The sequence below is a fragment of the Marmoricola sp. URHA0025 HA25 genome, from assembly GCF_054059435.1.
Genome location: NZ_JBSSCD010000001.1, coordinates 1,898,355 through 1,917,284 on the forward strand (window position 1 = coordinate 1,898,355; position 18,930 = coordinate 1,917,284).

Below are 18,930 nucleotides of genomic sequence, written 5' to 3' on the forward strand. Positions count from 1 at the left end.
GTGTTGAATGCTAGCCAAGAACGAGAACGTGTTCTAGTCTCGGCCGCATGGCCATCAACATCGCTGACCTCTTCGAGCATGCCGTGGACGCCGCGCCCGACAACCCCGCAGTGAAGGTCGGCGACACGGTCGTGACGTACGCCGAGCTCGAGGCCGACGCCAACCGCCTGGCCCACTACCTGCAGGCGCAGGGTGTCACCGCGGGCGACCACGTGGCGATCTATGCGAAGAACAACATCGACCACGTGGTGGCGGTGCTGGCGATCGTCAAGATCCGCGCCGTGAACATCAACGTGAACTACCGCTACGTCGAGGGCGAGCTGAACTACCTCTTCGACAACGCCGACGTCGTCGCGCTGATCCACGAGCGCTCGTACGCCCCGCTGGTCGCCAAGTGCGCGCCGAACCACCCCAGGCTCAAGACCTTCGTGGCGATCCCCGACGTCGTGACGCCCGACTCAGGGGAGGACGTCACCTCGTACGGCGGCGTGCTGCTCGCCGACGCGGTGGCCGACCAGAGCGCCGAGCGCGACTTCGAGGAGCGCAGCCCCGACGACCTGCACATCATCTACACCGGCGGCACCACCGGGTTCCCCAAGGGCGTGATGTGGCGCCACGAGGACTTCTGGCGGGTGCTCGGCGGAGGCATCGACTTCTACACCGGCGACCCGCTGTCCGAGTATGACCAGTCCGAGCAGGCCAAGCAGGACGGCCGGATGATCACCTTCCCGCTCAGCCCGCTGATGCACGGCGGCGCGCAGGCCGGCCTGCTCATGCACCTGTTCGCCGGCCACCTGACGATCCTCGAGCCGAAGTTCGACCCGGCTCGCACGTGGGAGGTCATAGAGCAGGACAAGGTCCAGATGATCTTCATGACCGGTGACGCGATGGCGCGCCCGCTGATCGAGGAGTTCGAGCGCAAGGCGGCCACCGACACGCCGTACGACGCCTCGAGCCTGTTCGTGGTGGCCAGCAGCGCGGCGATCTTCAGCCCGCAGGTGAAGGAGCGCTGGATGGCGACCTTCCCCGACGCGATCTTCTCCGACTCGGTCGGTGCCTCCGAGACCGGCTTCCAGGGCATGGGCATGCAGGAGAAGGACAAGCAGATCAGCACGGACGGGCCCCTCGTCGGGCTCGGCCCGAACAGCGTCGTCCTCGACGACCACAACGTGCCGATGGACCTGGCGACGAGCGTCGGCAGGATCGGCCGCCTCGCACGCGGCGGCTCGGTGCCGGTCGGCTACTACAAGGACCCCGAGAAGTCGGCGGCCACCTTCCTGGAGGTCGACGGCCAGCGCTACTCCGTGCCGGGCGACTTCGCCCGCATCGAGGAGGGCGGCAAGGTCACCCTGCTGGGGCGGGGCTCGAACTGCGTCAACACCGGCGGTGAGAAGGTCTACCCCGAAGAGGTGGAGATGGCCATCAAGAGCCATCCCGCGGTGTACGACTGCCTGGTCGTGGGCGTCCCCGACGAGAAGTACGGCCAGGCCGTCGCCGTGGTCGTCGAGCTGCGCGAAGGCGCGACGCTCGAGCTGGACGAGCTGCGCGACTTCCTGCGCTCCTCGCTGTCCGGCTACAAGCTCCCGCGCGCGATGACCGTCGTGCCGGAGATCCCGCGCAACGCGACCGGCAAGGCGCAGTACCCACGGGCCAAGGAGATGCTCCTCGCCGCCCAGGCCACCGGTGCCACCAAGAACGAGGAAGGGGCGCTCGCCTGATGCGCACCGAGATCTGCGAACGGCTCGGCATCGAGTACCCGATCTTCGCGTTCACGCCGTCGGAGAAGGTCGCCGCGGCCGTTTCCCGCGCCGGTGGCCTGGGGGTCCTGGGAGCCGTTCGTTTCAACGACGCCGGCGAGCTTGACGAGACGTTGACCTGGCTGGACGGGAACACCGACGGCAAGCCGTACGGCGTCGACGTCGTGATGCCCATGAAGATCCCGACCGAGGGCACGTCGGTCGACCTCAAGGACCTCATCCCAGGCGAGCACATCTCCTTCGTCGAGGAGACGCTGAGGAAGCTCGGCGTCCCGCCGCTGCCCGAGGGCGAAGGTCGCGAGGGCGTCCTCGGCTGGCTGCACTCGATGGCGCGCTCGCACGTCGACGTCGCACTCAAGCACCGCCCCGTGCTGATCGCCAACGCGCTGGGCACCCCGCCGAACGACGTCATCGAGCAGGCGCACGCGAAGGGTGTCCTGGTCGCCGCCCTGGCCGGCGCCGCGAAGCACGCGGCGTCCCATGTGGCCAACGGGGTCGACATCATCGTCTCGCAGGGCTACGAGGCCGGCGGGCACACCGGCGAGATCGCCAGCATGGTGCTCACCCCGGAGATCGTCGACGCAGTCGGCCCCGACGTCACCGTGCTCGCCGCCGGCGGCATCGGCTGCGGTCGGCAGGTCGCGGCTTCGCTCGCTCTCGGAGCCCAAGGCGTCTGGACGGGGTCGCTGTGGCTGACCGTCGCCGAGTACGACCTCGGCCAGACCGACACCATCCAGCGAGCTCTGCTCAAGGCCGGCTCGGGCGACACCGTCCGCAGCCGCGTGTACACCGGCAAGCCGGCCCGTCTGCTCAAGAACAAGTGGACCGCCGCGTGGGAGGAGGAGGGCGCACCCGCACCGCTCCCGATGCCGCTGCAGAACCTCCTGGTCTCCGACGCGCACAACCGGATGAACATGGGCGACGACCCCGACACGGTCGCGATGCCCGCCGGCCAGATCATCGGTCGCACCAACGAGGTCCGGCCGGTCGCCCAGGTGATGGCCGAGCTGATCTCGGAGTACGAGGAGACCGTCGCGCGGCTCGAGAAGATCCGGGGATAGCCCGCGAAGGGTTTCGACAGGCTCAACCACCGGTGGCGGGCCTAGGCTGGGTCGGTGCTCCTCACCCTCCTGGCCTTCGTCGGCGCCGCGACGCTGATCGTCTTGCTGCCCGGACCCGACACGCTCGTCGTGGTCCGCAGCATCCTGCGGGGCGGCCGGCGCCAGGGCACGCTCACCGCGCTGGGCAACCTGTGCGGCCTGACCGTGTGGGTGGTCGGCGCAGCGCTCGGGCTGGCCGCGATGCTCGAGGCCAGCGAGGTCGGCTACGCCGTCCTGCGGATCGTCGGCGCCTGCTACCTGGTCCTGCTCGGCGTCCAGGCGTGGCGTTCCCGGGGGCGTGTGGACCAGGTCGGCGAGGGCCGGCGGGGCGTCCTCGGCACGGGGTTCCGCGCCGGCGTGCTGACCAACCTGCTGAACCCCAAGGTCGGCGTGTTCTTCGTGACCTTCCTGCCGGGATTCGTCCCCGCCGGCTCCTCGGTGCTCGGGATGACGCTGCTGTTCGGAGCGATCTTCATCGCGCTGACGGCGGCGTACTGGGTGCTGCTGCTGGGCCTGGCGACCCGCGTGACGACGTGGATGAGCACGCCCAGGATCCGGCGGCGGCTCGACACCGCGACCGCTGCCGTGCTGGTCGCGTTCGGAGTGCGGCTCGCCACCGAGTGAGCGCCGGCCCACTTACCGGAACCAGCGGTAGCAGTAACCGTCCCGCGTGAGTAGGGTCACGCCATGCTCGGCACCCCTCCCAGCCGCGTCGCTGCGGCGCGCCGCCTCGTCCTCGTCCTCACGGCTCTCCTGACGCTCGGCCTCGGTTGGGTCGGCAGCGGCAGCTTCGGAGCCACCGATCCGGGACCCCGCCCCGGCGGTGCCGGCCGCTGACTGCGGTCCGGGCTCGCTGCCCGAGACCTCGATCCAGGGCCGCGTCCCGACCGCGGACTACGACTCCGGGCGGGCCGCGCAGGGCTACACGTGCAACACCGAGCAGGTGGCGCACCAGGGCAGCTCGGGCGGGTTCAAGACCCTGCGCTACACCGACTCGCAGGGCCACACCTGCGCGTTCTACGACTCCACGCTGCTCATCGGGCGCGACGTCGTCTCCAACCTGCTCTCCGGTGACGGACAGGGCGTGGTGGTGCTCGACATGACCGATCCGGCACGTCCGGTGCGCACCGCGAACCTGACCTCGCTGGCGATGCTCAGCCCGCACGAGTCGTTGCTCGTCAACGATCGGCGCGGCCTGCTCGCGGCCGAGCTGGGCACGGCCGTGACCCTTCCCGGCGTGCTCGACCTGTACGACGTGAAGACCGACTGCCGGCACCCCCGACACCTGTCGACCACCCTGTCGAGCCTCTTCGGCCACGAGAGCGGGTTCTCACCCGACGGCCGCACCTGGTACGCGTCGGGCGCCGTTGCCGGGTTCGCAGCCGTCGACGTCTCGGACGCGAGCCACCCGCGGACGATCTTCCAGCAGCTCGGCGTCCAGTACCACGGCATGCGGCTCTCCGACGACGGCCGGACGCTCTACGCCGCCCACCTCGGCACGGTCGGCCCCACCGGCCTGACCGGAGCCGGGCTGCGCATCCTCGACGTCAGCCAGATCCAGGACCGGGTGCCGAACCCGTCGGTTCCGGTCCTGTCCACGATCACCTGGCACGGTGTCTCGATCCCGCAGGTCGCCGAGCCGTTCACCCGCGACGGCCACCACTACCTCTTCGAGGTCGACGAGTTCGTGGACCTGTTCTCGCTGACGGGCCTGACCGACCTGGCGCACTCGCCGGTCGGTGCCGCCCGGATCATCGATGTCGACGACCCGCAGCACCCCGAGATCGTCTCCGACGTCCGGCTCGCGGTGCACCAGCCGGACGTGCACGCGGGTGAGCAGCTGCAGGACCCGGGCGCCTCGTTCCCCGCCCAGGGGTACGCCGCGCACTACTGCGGCGTCCCGACCCGCGACAACCCCGACATCGCGGGCTGCTCGATGATCCTCTCGGGCCTGCGGCTCTTCGACATCCGCGACGTGCGCCACCCGCGCGAGGTCGCGTACTTCAACAAGCCCGTGGTGAACCCCACGAAGCTCACGGTGTTCGGCACCGGTGCCTACGCGATGTCGCAGCCGGCGTGGGACCCGGCGAACGACTCGGTCTGGTACACCGACACGAACTCCGGGTTCTACGTGGTCCGGCTCACCAACGGGGTGGAAGACCTGCTTCCGCGCTGACCTGCACCTCGTTGCCGGGCCGGCCCGGGTGGTCCGCGTGGACCGTCTGGACGGTGTCACCACGGGCCAGGACGACGTTGGTCCGGGCGACCTTGTCGTGCAGCGCCTGGTTCTTGTCGTCCCACAGCGGCCACAGGTAGTCGACGAGGGCGCCCAGTGCGAAGACGGCGCCGATCAGCGGCACCTGCGCGAACAGCGAGATGGCCGTGACGAACCCGACCCGCAGGGTGATCGTCGACCAGGGGAGAGGCCCGGGGGTGTCGCGCCGACGCACGCGCACACCGACGATGAGCTTCCCGGGTGTCGCCTGCTTCCAGCGCAGGAACACCACCGTGTACAACGTCGTGGCCACCAGGAGCGAGAGGACCAGCACGAGCCCGGGCGCGGACGTCGGGTCGAGGATCGCGGGGTCGGGCGGGCTCGCGGCGTCGTTCTCGATCGAGTCGGAGAGGCCGGAGAACCAGCTGGAGAGCTCGTCCCACTGCCAGGTCACGACCGGGATCGCAGCGAGCGCGTACAACGGAGCCTGGATGAACCCGTCGAGGACCACCGCGAGCACCCGGCGCCACCAGCCCGAGAGCGGCTGCCCGTCCGGGGTGGTCGGGTGAGGCTTCGGCGCGGGGGGCGCGTAGCCGATCTGCTCGTAGCCGGCATGAGGGTAGGGCGCCTGCGCGGACGCCTGGCCATAGGGGGCCGGGTACGCCGGGGGATAGGTCGGCACGACCGGCTGCGGGTCATGGGTGTGGGCGGTCCACGCCGCGCCGTCCCAGTAGCGCAGCCGCCCGGGCAGCGCCTGCGCGTCGGGGTCGGGGTACCAGCCGGCCGGGATCTGCGTCATGGGGCGATGGTGCCAGACGGGTCAGCGGTACGCCGTCCCGCGCTCCTCCCGTGTCCAGGTGACGCCCTCGAGCCCCGCCCGCTGGAGCTCGCGCTTGAGCACCTTGTTGGTGGCCGTCCGCGGGAGCTGCTCGACCACCCGAACGAACCGGGGCCAGCCCTTGGTCCCGAGGTCCGGCTGCGAGGCGAGGAACGACTCCCACTCCTGCGGACTGATCGGGGCCGTGGTCACGAGAGCCGCGGCCAGCTGGTCGCCGGCGTGCGGGTCGGGGACGGCGTACACCGCGGCCTCGCTGACCGCCGGGTGGCGCAGGATGATCCGCTCGACCGGTGCCGCCGCGAGGTTCTCCCCGTCGACGCGCAGCCAGTCGGCCGTGCGCCCCGCGTAGTAGACCCAGCCGTCGGCGTCGCGGTAGGCGAGGTCGCCGCTCCAGTACATCCCGCCGCGCATCCGCTCGGTCGTGGCCGCCTCGTCGTTGTAGTAGCCGGCGAACTGGCCCATGCCCCGGGTGTTCACGAGCTCGCCGACGCACGCGTCGAGGTTGGTCACCCTCCCGTGCTCGTCGAACGTCGCGCGCGGGCACTCCTCGCCGGTCTCCGGGTCGAGCACGGCGACACCGGGGAACGGCTGGCCCAGTGATCCCGGAGGCGTGCCCGGGACCCGGCTGACGATCACCGCGTTCTCGGTCGAGCCGAAGCCGTCGACGACCACGCACCCGAAGCGGCGGGCGAACTCGTGCGTGTCCCGCTCGCCCGCCTCGTTGCCGAAGACGATCCGCAGCGGGTTGTCGGCGTCGTCGGGCTGCTCGGGAGTCGCGAGGACGTAGGCCAGCGGCTTGCCCACGTAGTTGGCGTACGTCGCGCCGTACCTCCGGACGTCCGCGAGGAAGCCCGACGCGCTGAACCGCTCCGCGAGCGCGATCGTCGCCCCCGACACCAGCGCGGGACCCCAGCCGGCCATCACGGCGTTGGAGTGGAACAGCGGCATCGAGACGTAGTGGACGTCGTCGCGTCCCAGGCCGAGGCGCTCGTTGAGGTACTGGCCGGGGTGGGACACCTTCTCGTGCGTGATCCGCACGGCCTTCGGCTCGCCGCTGGTCCCGCTGGTGAAGATCAGCATGAAGAGCGACTCCGCGGTGGTTGAGCCTGTCGAGACCAGCGACCGGGTTTCGACAGGCTCAACCACCGGAAGGTCGGAGGCAGCGACCACGCGCACACCCGCCAGGTCGAGCCCGTCGAGCAGGGCCGCGTGCGTCTTCTCGACGACGATCACCTGGACGTCGGCCTTGCGGATGTCGGCCAGCAGCGCCTCGCCGCGCCGGGTGGTGTTCAGGCCCACCAGGACGTGGCCGCCGAGCCCGGCCGCTGCCAGCTGGAACGCCATCTCGGGGGTGTTGTCCAGCAGGACACCGACGTGCGGTGGGCGGGTCGGGTCGAGCAGACCCAGGAGCGTCGCCGCGCGCCCGGCCGCGATCTCGACGTACTCCCGCCAGGACCAGCGCCGGTCGCCGGCGAGCAGCGCCGGGTGGTCGTCGCCCTCCCTCTCCAGGAGCAGGTGCCTGAGCGTGGTCACACCGGTTCGGCAGCCAGGATCTGGCCCACCTTGCGGGCCTGGTCGGTGGTGCCGCCGAGCAGGAACTCGTGGAGCTTCGCGGCGGTGAAGTAGCGGTGCGCCTCGCCGTCGAGATCGATCCCCACGCCGCCGTGGACGTGGACCGTGGTGTGGGCGAGCTTGTGGCCGGTGTCGGCGGCCCAGAGCTTGGCGGTGGCGATCTCCTTCTCGGCGGGCAGGCCCTCCTCGAGCCGCCAGGCCGCCTGCCAGAGGGTGAGCTCGGCGCCGAGGACGTCGATGTAGCCGTCGGCGAGCCGCTGCGACACGGCCTGGAAGGTGCCGATCGGTCGGCCGAACTGCTCGCGGGTCCTGGCGTACTCCGCGGTCAGGTCGAGTGCGCCCTTGACGATGCCCAGCTGCATCGCGCACGCCGCCACGGTCAGCCGCTGCTGGAGCCAGTCGACGACCTCGGTGCCGCTGCCGATGGCACCGAGGATCCGGGCGGCGGGCACCGCGGCCCGGTTGAGGTCGAGGCGGGCGACCACGTCGCCGTCACTGATCCGCTGGGCGGTGATCGCCACACCGGGATCGTCGGGGTGGACCAGGAAGGCGGTCACCCCCTCTGCAGTCTGCGCCGGTACGACGAACAGCTCGGCGATCGTGCCGGCCGGGACCACCACCTTGATGCCCGTCAGCAGCCAGTGCTCGCCGTCGAAGTCCGCCGTGGTCGTCGGGGTTGCCGGCACGTACTCACGCTCCTCGGCCACCGCTGTGGTCAGGATCGCCTGGCCGGTGCTGGCGCCCTCGATCCACATGCCCTGGGTGGCCGGGTCGCCGAAGCGGGCGACCGCCATCGCCGTCGGCACGTGGGTGGCCAACGGCACCGGCGCGACGTGCCGGCCGGCCTCGACGAGCACGCTGCACAGCTCGAGCAGGCCAAGGCCCGAGCCGGCGAGGTTCTCCGGCAGGCAGAGGCCGAGCAGGCCGGCGTCGCCGAGCCTGGCCCAGAGGCCGGCGTCGAAGCGGCCGTCCTTGGTGACCGCCGCCTTGAGCCGCTCGGGAGTGCACTCGTTCTTGAACACCATCGAGGCGAGTGCCGAGGCGTCGTTCTGGGTCTCGGAGAAGGAGAAGTCCATGTCAGTCCCTATCGCTTGGCGGCGGGCAGGCCGAGGCCGACGTACCCGATGATGTCCCGCTGGATCTCGTTGGTGCCGCCGCCGAAGGTCATCACCAGCGCGGAGCGGTAGAAGCGCTCGAGCCGCCCGCGGAGCACCGCTCCCTCGGCGTCGCCGCTCACGACGGCCTCCGGCCCGACGATCTCCATCAGCGCCCGGTAGACCTCGGTGGCGAGCTCCGAGCCGTAGACCTTCGTCGCGGACGCGTGTGCGGGGGAGAGGTCGTCGGTGGCGGAGGCGAGCTTCCAGTTCAGCAGCTTGAGCATGTCGGCGCGCGCGTGCGCCCGGCCGAGCAGGACCTGGACCCACTCGGCGTCGATGACCCTGCTGCCGTCGGGGTTCTTGGTCTGCTGCGCCCACTCGCGGACCAGCCGGATGGACTGCTCGGTCGGTGCGGCCGAGGTGAGCGCGACCCGCTCGTGGTTGAGCTGGTTGGTCATCAGTGCCCAGCCGCCGTTGAGCTCGCCGACGAGGTTCTCCCGCGGCACGCGCACGTTGTCGTAGTACGTCGCGCTGGTGCTCACTCCCGCCACCGTGTGCACGGGGGTGTAGGAGAAGCCCTCGGCAGACGTCGGCACCAGGATCATCGAGAGGCCCTTGTGCCGTGGCAGGTCGGGATCGGTCCGGCAGGCGAGCCAGACGTAGTCGGCGTACTGGATCAGCGAGGTCCACATCTTCTGGCCGTTGATCACCCACTCGTCTCCTTCGACCACCGCCCGCGTCTGCAGGCTGGCGAGGTCGGTGCCCGAGCCGGGCTCGGAGTAGCCGATCGAGAAGTGCATCTCGCCCTTGAGGATCTTCGGGAGGATCTCCTCGCGCTGCGCGTCGGTGCCGTAGCGCATGATCGTCGGACCGACCGTGTTGAGCGTGAGGTAGGGGATCGGGACCCCCGCGATGGCGGCCTCGTCGGTGAAGATGAGCTGCTCCATCATCGAGCGCGCCTGGCCGCCGTACTCCTTCGGCCAGCCGATGCCGAGCCAGCCGTCCTGCCCGATCTGGCGGATCACGTCCTTGTAGACGCTGGCCTTCCCGAACTCGCCGCCCTCCTCCAGGTTGTCGCCCGTGGCAGCCGCCAGACCGGTGCGGACCTCGGGGGTGACCAGCTCGGCGAAGTACGCGCGCAGCTCACTGCGGAGCTGTTCCTGCTCTTCGGTCAGTGCGATCCTCATGGGGTCATCCTCACGCAGTGATGGGGCCGGGGACAGGCCCGGTCGGAGGTGGCGGAGTGACGGGCCGTGCTGGATTTCTCCGCCCCAAAACTATAACCTGTTCTTGTTTTGACAGACACCCCTGGGAGGCACGATGAGCACCGCCACCACCGAAGCCCGCGCCCTGGACCCCGGGGTCGCGCCGGCGCGGTACGCCCGCGGTTGGCACTGCCTCGGTCTCGCGGAGACCTTCCGCGACGGCAAGCCGCACCGCATCAACGCCTTCGAGCGCAAGCTGGTGGTCTGGTCGGACAGCCAGGGCAAGCTCAACGTGCTCGACGGCTACTGCCGGCACATGGGGGGTGACCTGACCCAGGGCGAGGTCAAGGGAGACAACATCGCCTGCCCGTTCCACGACTGGCGCTGGGGCGGCGACGGCAAGTGCAAGGAGATCCCGTACGCCCGTCGGGTGCCGATGCGGGCGCGCACGCAGCGGTACGAGACCGCCGAGCGCAACGGGCAGGTCTTCATCTGGCACGACCCCGAGGGCTCCGCCGCCGACCTCGACATCCTGCCCCCGGAGCTCCCCGACGTCCTCGGCGACCAGTACACCGCCTGGTCGTGGCACACCAAGGAGATCAACGGGTCCCACTGCCGCGAGCTGATCGACAACGTCGCCGACATGGCGCACTTCTACTACGTGCACTTCGCCTTCCCGACCGACTTCCGCAACGTCTTCGAGGGGCACACTGCGACGCAGTACATGTCGTCGAAGGGCCGTCCCGACATGGGCTCGGGCGGGTACGGCGACGAGAACTCGACCCTGAAGTCGGTCGCGACGTACTTCGGGCCGGCGTACATGGTCAACTGGCTGGAGGTGGACTACAAGGGCTATGTCACCGAGGTGATCCTGATCAACTGCCACCTGCCGACGAGCCCGAGCTCGTTCACCCTGCAGTACGGCATCACCGTCAAGAAGCCCGAGGGCCTCGACGAGAAGACCGTCCAGTACATCGCCGAGCGCTACACCGAGTCGTTCGGCACCGGCTTCCTGCAGGACGTCGCGATCTGGGAGAACAAGGCCCCGGTCCAGAACCCGCTGCTCTGCGAGGAGGACGGGCCCGTCTACCAGCTGCGCCGCTGGTACGAGCAGTTCTACGTGGACCAGGCCGAGATCAAGCCGGAGATGGTGGACCGGTTCGAGTTCGAGGTCGACACCACCAAGGCCAACGAGTACTGGCACGCGGAGGTGGCCGAGAACCTTCGCCGGCGCGCTGACCAGGAAGCCGCCGCACCGGTGGAGGCTTGATGGCCCTCTTCGCCCCCACCCGTCAGGAGACCGTCGAGGACCAGCGCCTCTACCTCGACGGGCGGCTCCGGGAGATCGCCTGCCTGGACTGCCTGGCCAAGGTGAAGGTGAAGAAGAACAGCGAGCACCACACCGCGGTCCAGTGGACGGATGACGCCCTCGGGCACTGCCAGGAGTTTGCGAGGCTGTCCGGGCAACCGGGCGGTCGGCCGGTGTACGAGACGTGTTCGCGACTGATGGCCTCGATCGACCGCGCCGTCAGTGAAGGTGAGCTGGAGGTCGGCGCCCAAGATGGCTACTGAGTCCTACGTCCTGAACGTGGCGGAGGTCATCGAGGAGACGGGCGAGGCCAGGTCGGTGGTGTTCGAGGTTCCCTCGGAGCTCCAGGAGACGTTCGCCTACACGCCCGGGCAGTTCCTCACGGTGGCCGTCCCCAGCGACCGCACCGGCCTCGTCGCCCGCTGCTACTCGCTCTCGAGCGCCCCGCACAGCGGCCGCCACCAGATCACCGTCAAGCGGACCGTCGACGGCTACGCCTCGAACTGGATCTGCGAGCACCTCAGGGCCGGCGACACGATGCGCGTGCTGCCCCCGAGCGGCATCTTCACCCCCAAGGACGTCGACGCCGACTTCCTGCTGTTCGCGGGTGGCTCCGGGATCACGCCGGTGATGTCGATCGCGCGCACCGCCCTGGAGAAGGGCACCGGCAAGGTGGTGCTGTTCTACGCCAATGAGAACGAGTCGTCGGTGATCTTCGCGCGACACCTCGCCGAGCTCGTCGAGGAGTACGCCGACCGGTTCACCGTCGTGCACTGGCTGGTGGCGCTGCAGGGGCTGCCCTCGGAGACGCAGCTGTCCCTGTTCGCGTCGTACTTCACCTCCTACACGGCGTTCGTGTGCGGTCCGGCGCCGTACATGAAGGCGGTGACCAACGCGCTCAAGGAGCTCGGGTTCCCCCGCGAGCGGCGGCACCAGGAGAAGTTCGTGTCGCTCGGCGGCAACCCCTTCGGCGACGTGGAGGAGGTGCTCGCCGCGCAGAAGGAGCTGGCCGATGCCGACGACGCCGACGAGGACGGCGACTCCGCGAGGCAGGAGCCCGCGTTCACCGGACCGATCTCGGTCGAGGTGGAGCTCGACGGCCAGCAGCACGCGTTCGACGACTGGTCCGGCGACGAGGTGCTGCTGGAGTTCCTCGAGTCCAAGGGCATCGACGCGCCGTTCAGCTGCCGTGAGGGTCAGTGCAGCGCGTGCGCGTGCCTGGTGCTCGAGGGCGAGGTGAAGCTGCTGCACAACGAGGTCCTCGACAAGGACGACCTCGACGAGGGCATCCGGCTCGTCTGCCAGGCCAAGCCGCTCTCCGAGAAGCTGCGGATCACCTACAACGGCTGATCAGCCGCGCACCTTCACCTTGGCCCTGACGACGTCGCCCCTGCCGGGAGCCTGCGAGGAGGTCGCCCGGACGAGCCAGGAGCCGACCGAGCCGATCCGGGCGCCCTTCTTGACCCGGACCACGACGCGCACGACGAGGTCGGCTCCGGGCGCGAGGGCCGGAGTGAGGAGCGTGCCGCTGACGACGGCGGCCGTCACGTTCGTCGTCCCGATGAAGTAGCGCACCCCGAAGCCCCGTTGCGCACCGGCGCCGGTGAGCCGGAACGAGTCCGCCGCGTTGCCGTCGTTCTGCACCCGGACGGAGAAGCTGACGTGGTGGCGTCGTCCGCTCCTCGCCCGGACCGTCTGGTCGACGCCGGTCGTGTTGTAGACGTTGCCGCCCTTGTACGTCGGTCCCGATGCCAGCCGGACGAGGGCGTCGGGCTGGAACCGCGTGACCACGAGCACCGGGGCGCTCGCGGACTGCCCGTCCGGGTTGACCGTGGTCAGCGCGCAGGTGCCGGGGCTCGCGTTCCTCGTGTCCAGGTCGAGGTCGACGCTCGTCGCCGAGATGACGGTCGCAGAGGTGACCGCCACGCCGCACCCGGATCCGACGCTGAACCGTTTCGCGAAGCCGGGTCCCGGGTCGTACCAGGCGGATCCACCGGTCGACGAGCCGGTCAGCACGGCGTGGACGCTCGCAGCACTCGGGGGCACAGCGGCCACGGAGGTCGGCGTCGCCGGGCCGGGGCGCCTGCAGACGGGCGATCCGCACCCCCCAGGTGTCGTCGGCGGACGCATATTCCTGGATCGTCCAGATGGTCTGGTTGTCCGTCGGGTCGACGCGGGTCAACGAGTAGTCGCCCCATCGTCGGCCGCCGGTGCCGCCGGTGTCGCCCGGAGGGTTGTAGGCGAAGGTGCTGGTCGTGTAGTTCACGGGTGCGCTGACCGGGTCGCCCGGGAGCTTGGCTGCGTACCACGCGTTGGCGTGCAGAGCGGCCCCGGCGACGCTGCCGGCGAGCGCCATGATGCCCTGGCCCGAGACGGCCAGGGTCGGCATCCAGTAGAACCTCGGGTTCGTCGCGGAGCTGTCGAAGACGGTCCCGCTCTGGACGAGCTGGGGCGTGGCGGAGACACCGCCGAGCTCGTACCAGCGGGCGCCGTCGCGGTTGGGCGCAGGGGAGCTCACGCCGCCGGCGGCGTTGACCCCGATGCCGTGTGCGGTCCAGATGTGGCCGTCGGCGGTCATGGTGGCCTCGAGCAGCCGGTCGTCGAGCCCGTCGAGGCGCCCGTTGTTCCCCTTCGCGTTGTCCTGGTGCGGCACGGGCAGCGGGGTGCTGGTGGCAGGGACGATGAGCGCGTTCGCGTCGGCGGCCGGGCTCGACGGATCGGCGACGCGGACGACCTGGAGCTCGCCGAAGTTCGTGGCGTCGACACCGACGAAGTACCCGGCCGGGTCCGCTCCGTACGGGTCGTCGACGCCCTGCGGCGTGAACACGGGCAGGTTGGCCAGGCGCGCAGGGGTGATGTGTCCGCCGGCGAGGACCGACGACACCGGCACGACGTACCCGTCGGACGGCAGCGGGGCGCCCACGAACGAGAAGTTGTTGATCCCGATGTAGAGGGCGTCACCGTCGACCCCGAGGGTCGGGTAGTCGGCGAACTGGAGCGCCGGCGCAGCGAACCAGGAGAAGGTCCACCCGGCAGTCGCGGAGCTGATCGTCGGGCCGTCGGAGACCGCGACCATGATCCGGTTGGACAGGGACCCGTCGCAGTTCGGCACGTCGATCATCACGACGAACCAGCGCTGGGAGCGCCGGTCGTACCGGATGTGGGGGTCGGAGGTGAAGTTGCAGGTCACGAGCCCGGCCACCGGCGTCATCACGGTCGCGAAGAAGGCATAGGGCAGGAGGTTGAGGGCGCCGTCGGGTACGCCGCTCCTGGAGTAGCTCTCGAACCTCGAGTTGAGGGTCACCACGAACTGGGTCGGGCCGATGTCTCCCTGGGTGTCCGGGGGGAAGGCGGCGTTCGGCGACGCCTCCAGTGCCGGCCCGTCGAAGCTGGAGGCGCCGGTGAGCGCCGCGCGGGGTCCGGGTGTCACCCGGCTGGCCACGTGCGGCAGGGCATGCGTGTTCGCCGTCTTCGCCGGTCCGAGGCGCACCGGCAGCGGCGCATGCGGCTGGGTCGGGTGCTCATCGCCGGTGGCAGTCGGCAGCTGGCGCAGGAGACTGGTGATCGCCAGGACGAGGGCGGCCGCCGATCCCCGCGCCAGCCACCTCTTCACGGCGCCCGTCCGTCCATGGCCGGAACCTACACGCGAGCCGACGGGGCCGCTCTAGTCCTCTTCGACGTCCTCGCCGGTGAGTGGCAGGAACACGGACTGCTGGCGCTGCCGCGGCGGGGCGACGGAGTCTGGCCCGAACATCCGTGACCGGATCGGCCGGGTGAGCGCGCCCAGCGGTGCGGTCAAGACGTAGGCGTAGGCGACCACGAGGAGCGTGAGCGCGGGCACTATCGCGAGTCCGGCGAAGAACGCGACCGCCACCAGCGCTGTGGTCACCTGCGCCTGACGGGTCCGGGGCGTGACCAGGTCACGGAACGAGCGGAACCTGACCGTGCTCACCATCAGCAGGGCGGGCACCACGCTGATGCAGGCCGGAAGCAGGATCGCTGGGCCGACCTTGACCTCGGGGGTGTCGAGCGCGACGACCGTGGCGATCACCACCGCGGCGGCGCCCGGGCTCGGCATGCCGACGAAGTACCGCTTGTCGGCCGTCGGGTCGATGGTGAAGTTGAACCGCGCGAGCCGGAAGGCGGCGCACGCCAGCCACAGGTACGCCGCGAACCACGCGACCACCGGCCACTCGGGCAGCACCCACGTGTAGACGAGCACCGCCGGCGCCAGTCCGAAGGAGATCAGGTCGGCGAGCGAGTCCAGCTGCACGCCGAAGGGCGAGGTCGCGCCCACGAGCCGGGCGACCGCGCCGTCGGCGATGTCCATCACGATCGCGAACGTCATCAGGGCCGCCGCCCAGTGGCTGTGGTGGTTGAACGCCAGCGGGACCGCCGAGAACCCGCAGGCCATGTTCGCTGCGGTGAACATGCTCGGCGCCGTGACCCGCAGCTTCTCCTTGGTGGGGAGCTGGCGCAGCGAGACGACCTCGGCGCCGGAGTGCGAGGCGATCCGGAACCGGCGACGGCGGAGCAGCCGCCGGCGACGACGGTGCTGCGTGGGCTCGGTCAGCGGGTCCATCGGCCGATCACTGTCTCGCCGCCGACCGTCCGGTCGCCCTTGGCCACCGCGAGCTCGACCTCGGGCGGCACGAAGACGTCCATCCGGGACCCGAACTTCATCAGCCCGATGCGCTCGCCGGTGCCGATCTCGTCGCCGGCCTGGATCCGGGTGACCACCCGGCGGGCGACGGCGCCCACGATCTGCCGGAAGTGCACCGTGCGGGTGCTGCCGCCGACCGTCCGCTCGATCGTGATGTCGCTGCGCTCGTTCTCGGTCGCGCTCTCGAACTTGTACGCCGCGAGCCACTTTCCGGGCCGGTGGGAGACGCTCGTGACCCGGCCGCCGTACGGCGCCCTGTTGATGTGCACGTCGAAGACCGACAGGAAGATGCTCACCTGCTGCCAGTCGCCGGGGGGCGCGACTCCCGGCTGTCCCGGGCCGGCGTGCATGACCCTGCCGTCGGCGGGAGCCAGCACGGTGTCCTCGTCGACCGGTGTCAGGTCGATCCGGCGATCCGGGTCGCGGAAGAACGCGACGATCCCCACCGGCAGTGCCAGGAGCACCGCGGCGGCACGCTTGCGGCCGAGCATTGCGGCCAGGAGGGAGGGGACTGCCCCGACCGCTGCGGTCGGCCACGCCACGCGGTCGATGGTGGTCGGCATGTGGCTCACGCTAGCGGCTGGGTGTCGCGCAGACGCTCGTCTCATGGTCTGGTTGAGGTGCAGATCACGAATCGCCGAGGTCAGGCGATGCTGGCATCGGCGGGCGGCGCCACGACCGGACGGAGGAGGCTTGGTGGACGAGTTCCTGCACCGGATCGGGGTGGCCGTTCCGATCGTCCAGGCCGGCATGGGCGGCGGCATCTCCGGTCCCGACCTCGCTGTCGCGGTGTCCGACGCGGGCGGGCTCGGGACGCTCGGGATGGTGAGCCCGTCGAGGATGAGCGCGCACCTGGCTGCGGTGCGTCGGCGTACCGACCGGCCGGTCGCGGTCAACCTGCTGCTCCCGTTCGCGCGCTCCGGGCACGCGGGTCCGGCAGCGGAAGCCGACGTGGTGGTGACGTTCTGGGGGACTCCGACGCGGTGGTCGTCGAAGCCGTGGATCCACCAGGCCGGATCCGTGGGTGAGGCGCTCGCCGCCCGCTCGGCCGGCGCCGACGCCGTGATCGTGCAGGGCGTCGAGGCCGGGGGACACGTGCGCGGCACGACACCGGCGCTCGAGCTCCTGGCCGAGGCCCGAGCGGCCCTGCCGCCCGACTACCCGCTCATGCTCGCGGGGGGAATCGCGGAGTCCGCCGACGTCGTGCGCGCCCTGGACGCCGGGGCCATCGCCGCGGTCTGCGGAACCCGGTTCCTGATGGCTGCGGAGAGCGGTGCGGCCCCCGGCTACAAGCGCCGGCTGCTCGCCGGTGACGAGACCGTCCTGACCGAGCTGTTCGGGGTCGGCTGGCCGGGCACGCACCGGGTCCTGCCCAACGCGGCCACCCGGCGGTGGTTGCGGCGCGATCGCCGCGGGCCGGCCCTCGTCCGGCTGGCCAACCGGGTGACTCGTCCTGCGATGGCCCGCGCGCCGGAGTCGGCGCAGGCCTGGATCCTGGGACACCAGGCAGTCGGGATCCCGTTCTTCGCCCCGCTGCCGCCCACCGGCGACGTCCCGGAGCGCGTGCTGGAGACCTCACCGCTCTACGCGGGCGAGACGGTCTCCCGGATCCGGGACATCCGCGACGCCGGGTCGATCGTCGGCGAGCTCGCCGGGTCGCCGGCCTGACCTGGACGTCGAGCTACCAGCCCCGTGCCCGCCACTCCGCGAGATGCGGACGCTCGGCGCCGAGCGTGGAGTCGTTGCGGTGGCCCGGGTAGAACCACGTCTCGTCGGGCAGGGCATCGAAGATCTTCGTGCTGACGTCGGCGATCAGTGAGCGGAAGGCACCCTCGTCGCCGAAGGTGTTGCCCACGCCCCCGGGGAACAGGGAGTCGCCGGTGAACAGGTGCGGGGTGCCGTCCGGGTCGTCGTACAGCAGGGCGATCGATCCCGGGGTGTGCCCGACGAGGTGGATCACCTGCAGTCGCGCGTCGCCGACCTCGATGGTGTCGCCGTCGGTGACCCGGTCGTCGACGGCCACGCCGGTCTGCTCGGTGATCGCGTCGGAGTCGGCCTCGCCCGCCAGGACGACCGCGCCCGTCGTGGCGGCGACCTCCTTCAGTGCGCGGTGGTGGTCCCAGTGCTGATGGGTGGTGATCACCTTGGTCGCGCCACTCTCGCCGAGCACCTGGATCAAGGTGGGCGCGTCGTCGGCCGCGTCGATGAGCGCCTGCTCGTCGGTCGCCCGGCAGCGCAGCACGTAGCAGTTGTTCGACATCTGGGGGTCGACCGCGACCTTGGTGATGATCAGCCTGCTCAGCTCGCGGACGTCCGGGGTCCCGCCAGGCCTCACTTCACCGGTGTACGTCGCCATGGGCCCAGCCTAGGGAGTTCGGCGGTGCCACAGGTCAGGCCCTTCCCGAGACCGCGCCCGACGAGCCACCAGGCGAGGTCCGCGGCCCGGCCCTCGACCACCGGCTGCTCGGCGCCGGTGCTCCAGGTCCGCACCGTGTCCGTGGCCCGCACCGCGAAGCTCGGCGACTCCGCGTCGGCGGCCCGGTCGGCTGCCACCAGGTCGAGCAGCGCGACCCGGAAGTCCTCCGGCCAGTCGCCGGGCCCATAGCCTGCGTCCAGGTCGGCATGGTGGATCTCCACCTCGCGGCGACGCGTCTCCGGGACCTCCGCGAGGGGCCACCGCGGACCGCCCGGCAGCCGGAGGAGCGCGCCGTCCCACTGCTCCTCGTCGAGCAGGTCCAGGGCGTCGCGAAGGGCCTGGCCCGCGCCGAACAGTCGCTCGCGGATCTCCGCCGGCTCGGCGCCGGCGAGCTGCTCGATGTCGGCGTCACGACGTTCGTCCGACTCGTAGACGGGCACTTCACGATCGTGGGCGGCCCCGTCGACCGCGCCCGCGAGGCCTTCGGCATTGAGGGCGAGGTGCGCGACGACGTGGGCACGGCTCCAACCCGGCAGCACGGAGGGCTCTGCGTAGGCGTCCGGACGGAGGGAATCGACGGTGAGGAGAAGGTGTTGTTCGGACTGGTGGAGTGCCGCGAGGGCGTCCCCGAGACTGTGCGGCCGCGTCATGGGCCCAGTCTGCAGGCAACGGGGGACCAGGGCACCAGCGGATTCTGTCGGTGGCACATGAGATCGTTGAACTGGTGTGTGCCGCAGCGGTTCGCGCCCACCGATGTG

18 protein-coding genes are annotated in these 18,930 nt (G+C 70.7%); 9 read left to right on the forward strand and 9 right to left on the reverse strand.

The window, feature by feature from the left end; genetic code table 11:
• Positions 1-47 precede the first annotated feature (47 nt).
• From ACVW00_RS09270 to ACVW00_RS09290, 5 genes are all read left to right on the forward strand, one after another.
• Positions 48-1,718, forward strand: coding sequence for an acyl-CoA synthetase (locus ACVW00_RS09270; protein WP_457110615.1), 1,671 nt, complete (start codon positions 48-50; stop codon positions 1,716-1,718).
• Complete coding sequence (locus ACVW00_RS09275; protein ID WP_457110616.1) at positions 1,718-2,818, forward strand: NAD(P)H-dependent flavin oxidoreductase; 1,101 nt, start codon at positions 1,718-1,720, stop codon at positions 2,816-2,818. The genes ACVW00_RS09270 and ACVW00_RS09275 overlap by 1 nt, the downstream gene beginning before the upstream one ends.
• 54 nt (positions 2,819-2,872) lie before the next feature.
• The gene (locus ACVW00_RS09280; protein ID WP_457110617.1) at positions 2,873-3,481 is read left to right on the forward strand and encodes a LysE family translocator; all 609 of its coding nucleotides are present in this window, start codon (positions 2,873-2,875) and stop codon (positions 3,479-3,481) included.
• Between the two features lie 63 nt (positions 3,482-3,544).
• Positions 3,545-3,694 carry a hypothetical protein gene (locus ACVW00_RS09285; RefSeq protein WP_457110618.1) on the forward strand — a complete coding sequence of 50 codons (150 nt, stop codon included), beginning with the start codon at positions 3,545-3,547 and terminating at the stop codon, positions 3,692-3,694.
• Positions 3,681-5,033 (forward strand): hypothetical protein, encoded by a 1,353-nt coding sequence (locus ACVW00_RS09290; protein WP_457110619.1) that lies wholly within the window; start codon positions 3,681-3,683, stop codon positions 5,031-5,033. The genes ACVW00_RS09285 and ACVW00_RS09290 overlap by 14 nt, the downstream gene beginning before the upstream one ends.
• On the opposite strand, the gene ACVW00_RS09295 is transcribed toward ACVW00_RS09290, so the two are convergent.
• Genes ACVW00_RS09295 through ACVW00_RS09310 form a run of 4 tightly spaced genes read right to left on the reverse strand, consistent with a single transcriptional unit; the run spans position 4,999 to position 9,766 of the window.
• Positions 4,999-5,871 carry an RDD family protein gene (locus ACVW00_RS09295; protein WP_457110620.1) on the reverse strand — a complete coding sequence of 291 codons (873 nt, stop codon included), beginning with the start codon at positions 5,869-5,871 and terminating at the stop codon, positions 4,999-5,001. The genes ACVW00_RS09290 and ACVW00_RS09295 overlap by 35 nt on opposite strands.
• A gap of 21 nt (positions 5,872-5,892) precedes the next feature.
• Complete coding sequence (locus ACVW00_RS09300; protein WP_457110621.1) at positions 5,893-7,443, reverse strand: AMP-binding protein; 1,551 nt, start codon at positions 7,441-7,443, stop codon at positions 5,893-5,895.
• Positions 7,440-8,558: an acyl-CoA dehydrogenase family protein gene (locus tag ACVW00_RS09305; protein WP_457110622.1), complete on the reverse strand. Its 1,119-nt coding sequence runs from the start codon at positions 8,556-8,558 to the stop codon at positions 7,440-7,442. Before ACVW00_RS09305 ends, ACVW00_RS09300 begins: the two co-directional genes overlap by 4 nt.
• Positions 8,559-8,566: 8 nt before the next feature.
• The gene (locus ACVW00_RS09310; RefSeq protein WP_457110623.1) at positions 8,567-9,766 is read right to left on the reverse strand and encodes an acyl-CoA dehydrogenase family protein; all 1,200 of its coding nucleotides are present in this window, start codon (positions 9,764-9,766) and stop codon (positions 8,567-8,569) included.
• Positions 9,767-9,899: 133 nt separating this feature from the next.
• Between ACVW00_RS09310 and ACVW00_RS09315 the strand changes: the two genes are divergently transcribed.
• The 3 genes from ACVW00_RS09315 to ACVW00_RS09325 are packed head-to-tail and all read left to right on the forward strand — an operon-like array spanning position 9,900 to position 12,443.
• Positions 9,900-11,054 (forward strand): Rieske 2Fe-2S domain-containing protein, encoded by a 1,155-nt coding sequence (locus ACVW00_RS09315; protein ID WP_457110624.1) that lies wholly within the window; start codon positions 9,900-9,902, stop codon positions 11,052-11,054.
• Complete coding sequence (locus ACVW00_RS09320; protein ID WP_457110625.1) at positions 11,054-11,356, forward strand: hypothetical protein; 303 nt, start codon at positions 11,054-11,056, stop codon at positions 11,354-11,356. The genes ACVW00_RS09315 and ACVW00_RS09320 overlap by 1 nt, the downstream gene beginning before the upstream one ends.
• On the forward strand, positions 11,346-12,443 hold the full coding sequence (locus tag ACVW00_RS09325) for a 2Fe-2S iron-sulfur cluster-binding protein (protein ID WP_457110626.1): 1,098 nt from the start codon (positions 11,346-11,348) through the stop codon (positions 12,441-12,443). Before ACVW00_RS09320 ends, ACVW00_RS09325 begins: the two co-directional genes overlap by 11 nt.
• Here the strand turns inward: ACVW00_RS09325 and ACVW00_RS09330 are convergent.
• From ACVW00_RS09330 to ACVW00_RS09340, 3 genes are read right to left on the reverse strand one after another with little or no spacing between them, the layout of a single operon-like run.
• Positions 12,427-14,706: a hypothetical protein gene (locus ACVW00_RS09330; protein WP_457110627.1), complete on the reverse strand. Its 2,280-nt coding sequence runs from the start codon at positions 14,704-14,706 to the stop codon at positions 12,427-12,429. The two genes, ACVW00_RS09325 and ACVW00_RS09330, sit on opposite strands and share 17 nt — an antisense overlap.
• Positions 14,707-14,757: 51 nt before the next feature.
• Entirely contained in the window at positions 14,758-15,675 is a 918-nt protein-coding gene (pssA, locus tag ACVW00_RS09335; RefSeq protein ID WP_457110628.1) for a CDP-diacylglycerol--serine O-phosphatidyltransferase, read from the reverse strand.
• Complete coding sequence (locus tag ACVW00_RS09340) at positions 15,663-16,319, reverse strand: phosphatidylserine decarboxylase (protein ID WP_457110629.1); 657 nt, start codon at positions 16,317-16,319, stop codon at positions 15,663-15,665. Before ACVW00_RS09340 ends, pssA begins: the two co-directional genes overlap by 13 nt.
• A 133-nt stretch (positions 16,320-16,452) precedes the next feature.
• Here ACVW00_RS09340 and ACVW00_RS09345 point away from each other — a divergent pair, with 133 nt between their 5' ends.
• Entirely contained in the window at positions 16,453-17,424 is a 972-nt protein-coding gene (locus ACVW00_RS09345; protein ID WP_457110630.1) for an NAD(P)H-dependent flavin oxidoreductase, read from the forward strand.
• 13 nt (positions 17,425-17,437) lie between these two features.
• Here ACVW00_RS09345 and ACVW00_RS09350 read toward each other — a convergent pair whose 3' ends face one another.
• Positions 17,438-18,112 carry an MBL fold metallo-hydrolase gene (locus ACVW00_RS09350; RefSeq protein ID WP_457110631.1) on the reverse strand — a complete coding sequence of 225 codons (675 nt, stop codon included), beginning with the start codon at positions 18,110-18,112 and terminating at the stop codon, positions 17,438-17,440.
• Positions 18,088-18,822, reverse strand: coding sequence for a maleylpyruvate isomerase family mycothiol-dependent enzyme (locus ACVW00_RS09355; protein ID WP_457110632.1), 735 nt, complete (start codon positions 18,820-18,822; stop codon positions 18,088-18,090). Before ACVW00_RS09355 ends, ACVW00_RS09350 begins: the two co-directional genes overlap by 25 nt.
• Between the last annotated feature and the right edge of the window lie 108 nt (positions 18,823-18,930).

What these genes read in the sequence shown, in the direction of transcription:
- ACVW00_RS09315 (WP_457110624.1), top strand. Translation starts at nt 9,900, where the DNA reads ATGAGCACCGCCACCACCGAAGCCCGCGCCCTGGACCCCGGGGTCGCG.
- ACVW00_RS09355 (WP_457110632.1), bottom strand. Translation starts at nt 18,822, where the DNA reads ATGACGCGGCCGCACAGTCTCGGGGACGCCCTCGCGGCACTCCACCAG.
- ACVW00_RS09325 (WP_457110626.1), top strand. Translation starts at nt 11,346, where the DNA reads ATGGCTACTGAGTCCTACGTCCTGAACGTGGCGGAGGTCATCGAGGAG.
- ACVW00_RS09320 (WP_457110625.1), top strand. Translation starts at nt 11,054, where the DNA reads ATGGCCCTCTTCGCCCCCACCCGTCAGGAGACCGTCGAGGACCAGCGC.
- ACVW00_RS09295 (WP_457110620.1), bottom strand. Translation starts at nt 5,871, where the DNA reads ATGACGCAGATCCCGGCCGGCTGGTACCCCGACCCCGACGCGCAGGCG.
- ACVW00_RS09310 (WP_457110623.1), bottom strand. Translation starts at nt 9,766, where the DNA reads ATGAGGATCGCACTGACCGAAGAGCAGGAACAGCTCCGCAGTGAGCTG.
- ACVW00_RS09270 (WP_457110615.1), top strand. Translation starts at nt 48, where the DNA reads ATGGCCATCAACATCGCTGACCTCTTCGAGCATGCCGTGGACGCCGCG.
- pssA (WP_457110628.1), bottom strand. Translation starts at nt 15,675, where the DNA reads ATGGACCCGCTGACCGAGCCCACGCAGCACCGTCGTCGCCGGCGGCTG.
- ACVW00_RS09285 (WP_457110618.1), top strand. Translation starts at nt 3,545, where the DNA reads ATGCTCGGCACCCCTCCCAGCCGCGTCGCTGCGGCGCGCCGCCTCGTC.
- ACVW00_RS09350 (WP_457110631.1), bottom strand. Translation starts at nt 18,112, where the DNA reads ATGGCGACGTACACCGGTGAAGTGAGGCCTGGCGGGACCCCGGACGTC.
- ACVW00_RS09275 (WP_457110616.1), top strand. Translation starts at nt 1,718, where the DNA reads ATGCGCACCGAGATCTGCGAACGGCTCGGCATCGAGTACCCGATCTTC.
- ACVW00_RS09305 (WP_457110622.1), bottom strand. Translation starts at nt 8,558, where the DNA reads ATGGACTTCTCCTTCTCCGAGACCCAGAACGACGCCTCGGCACTCGCC.
- ACVW00_RS09340 (WP_457110629.1), bottom strand. Translation starts at nt 16,319, where the DNA reads ATGCCGACCACCATCGACCGCGTGGCGTGGCCGACCGCAGCGGTCGGG.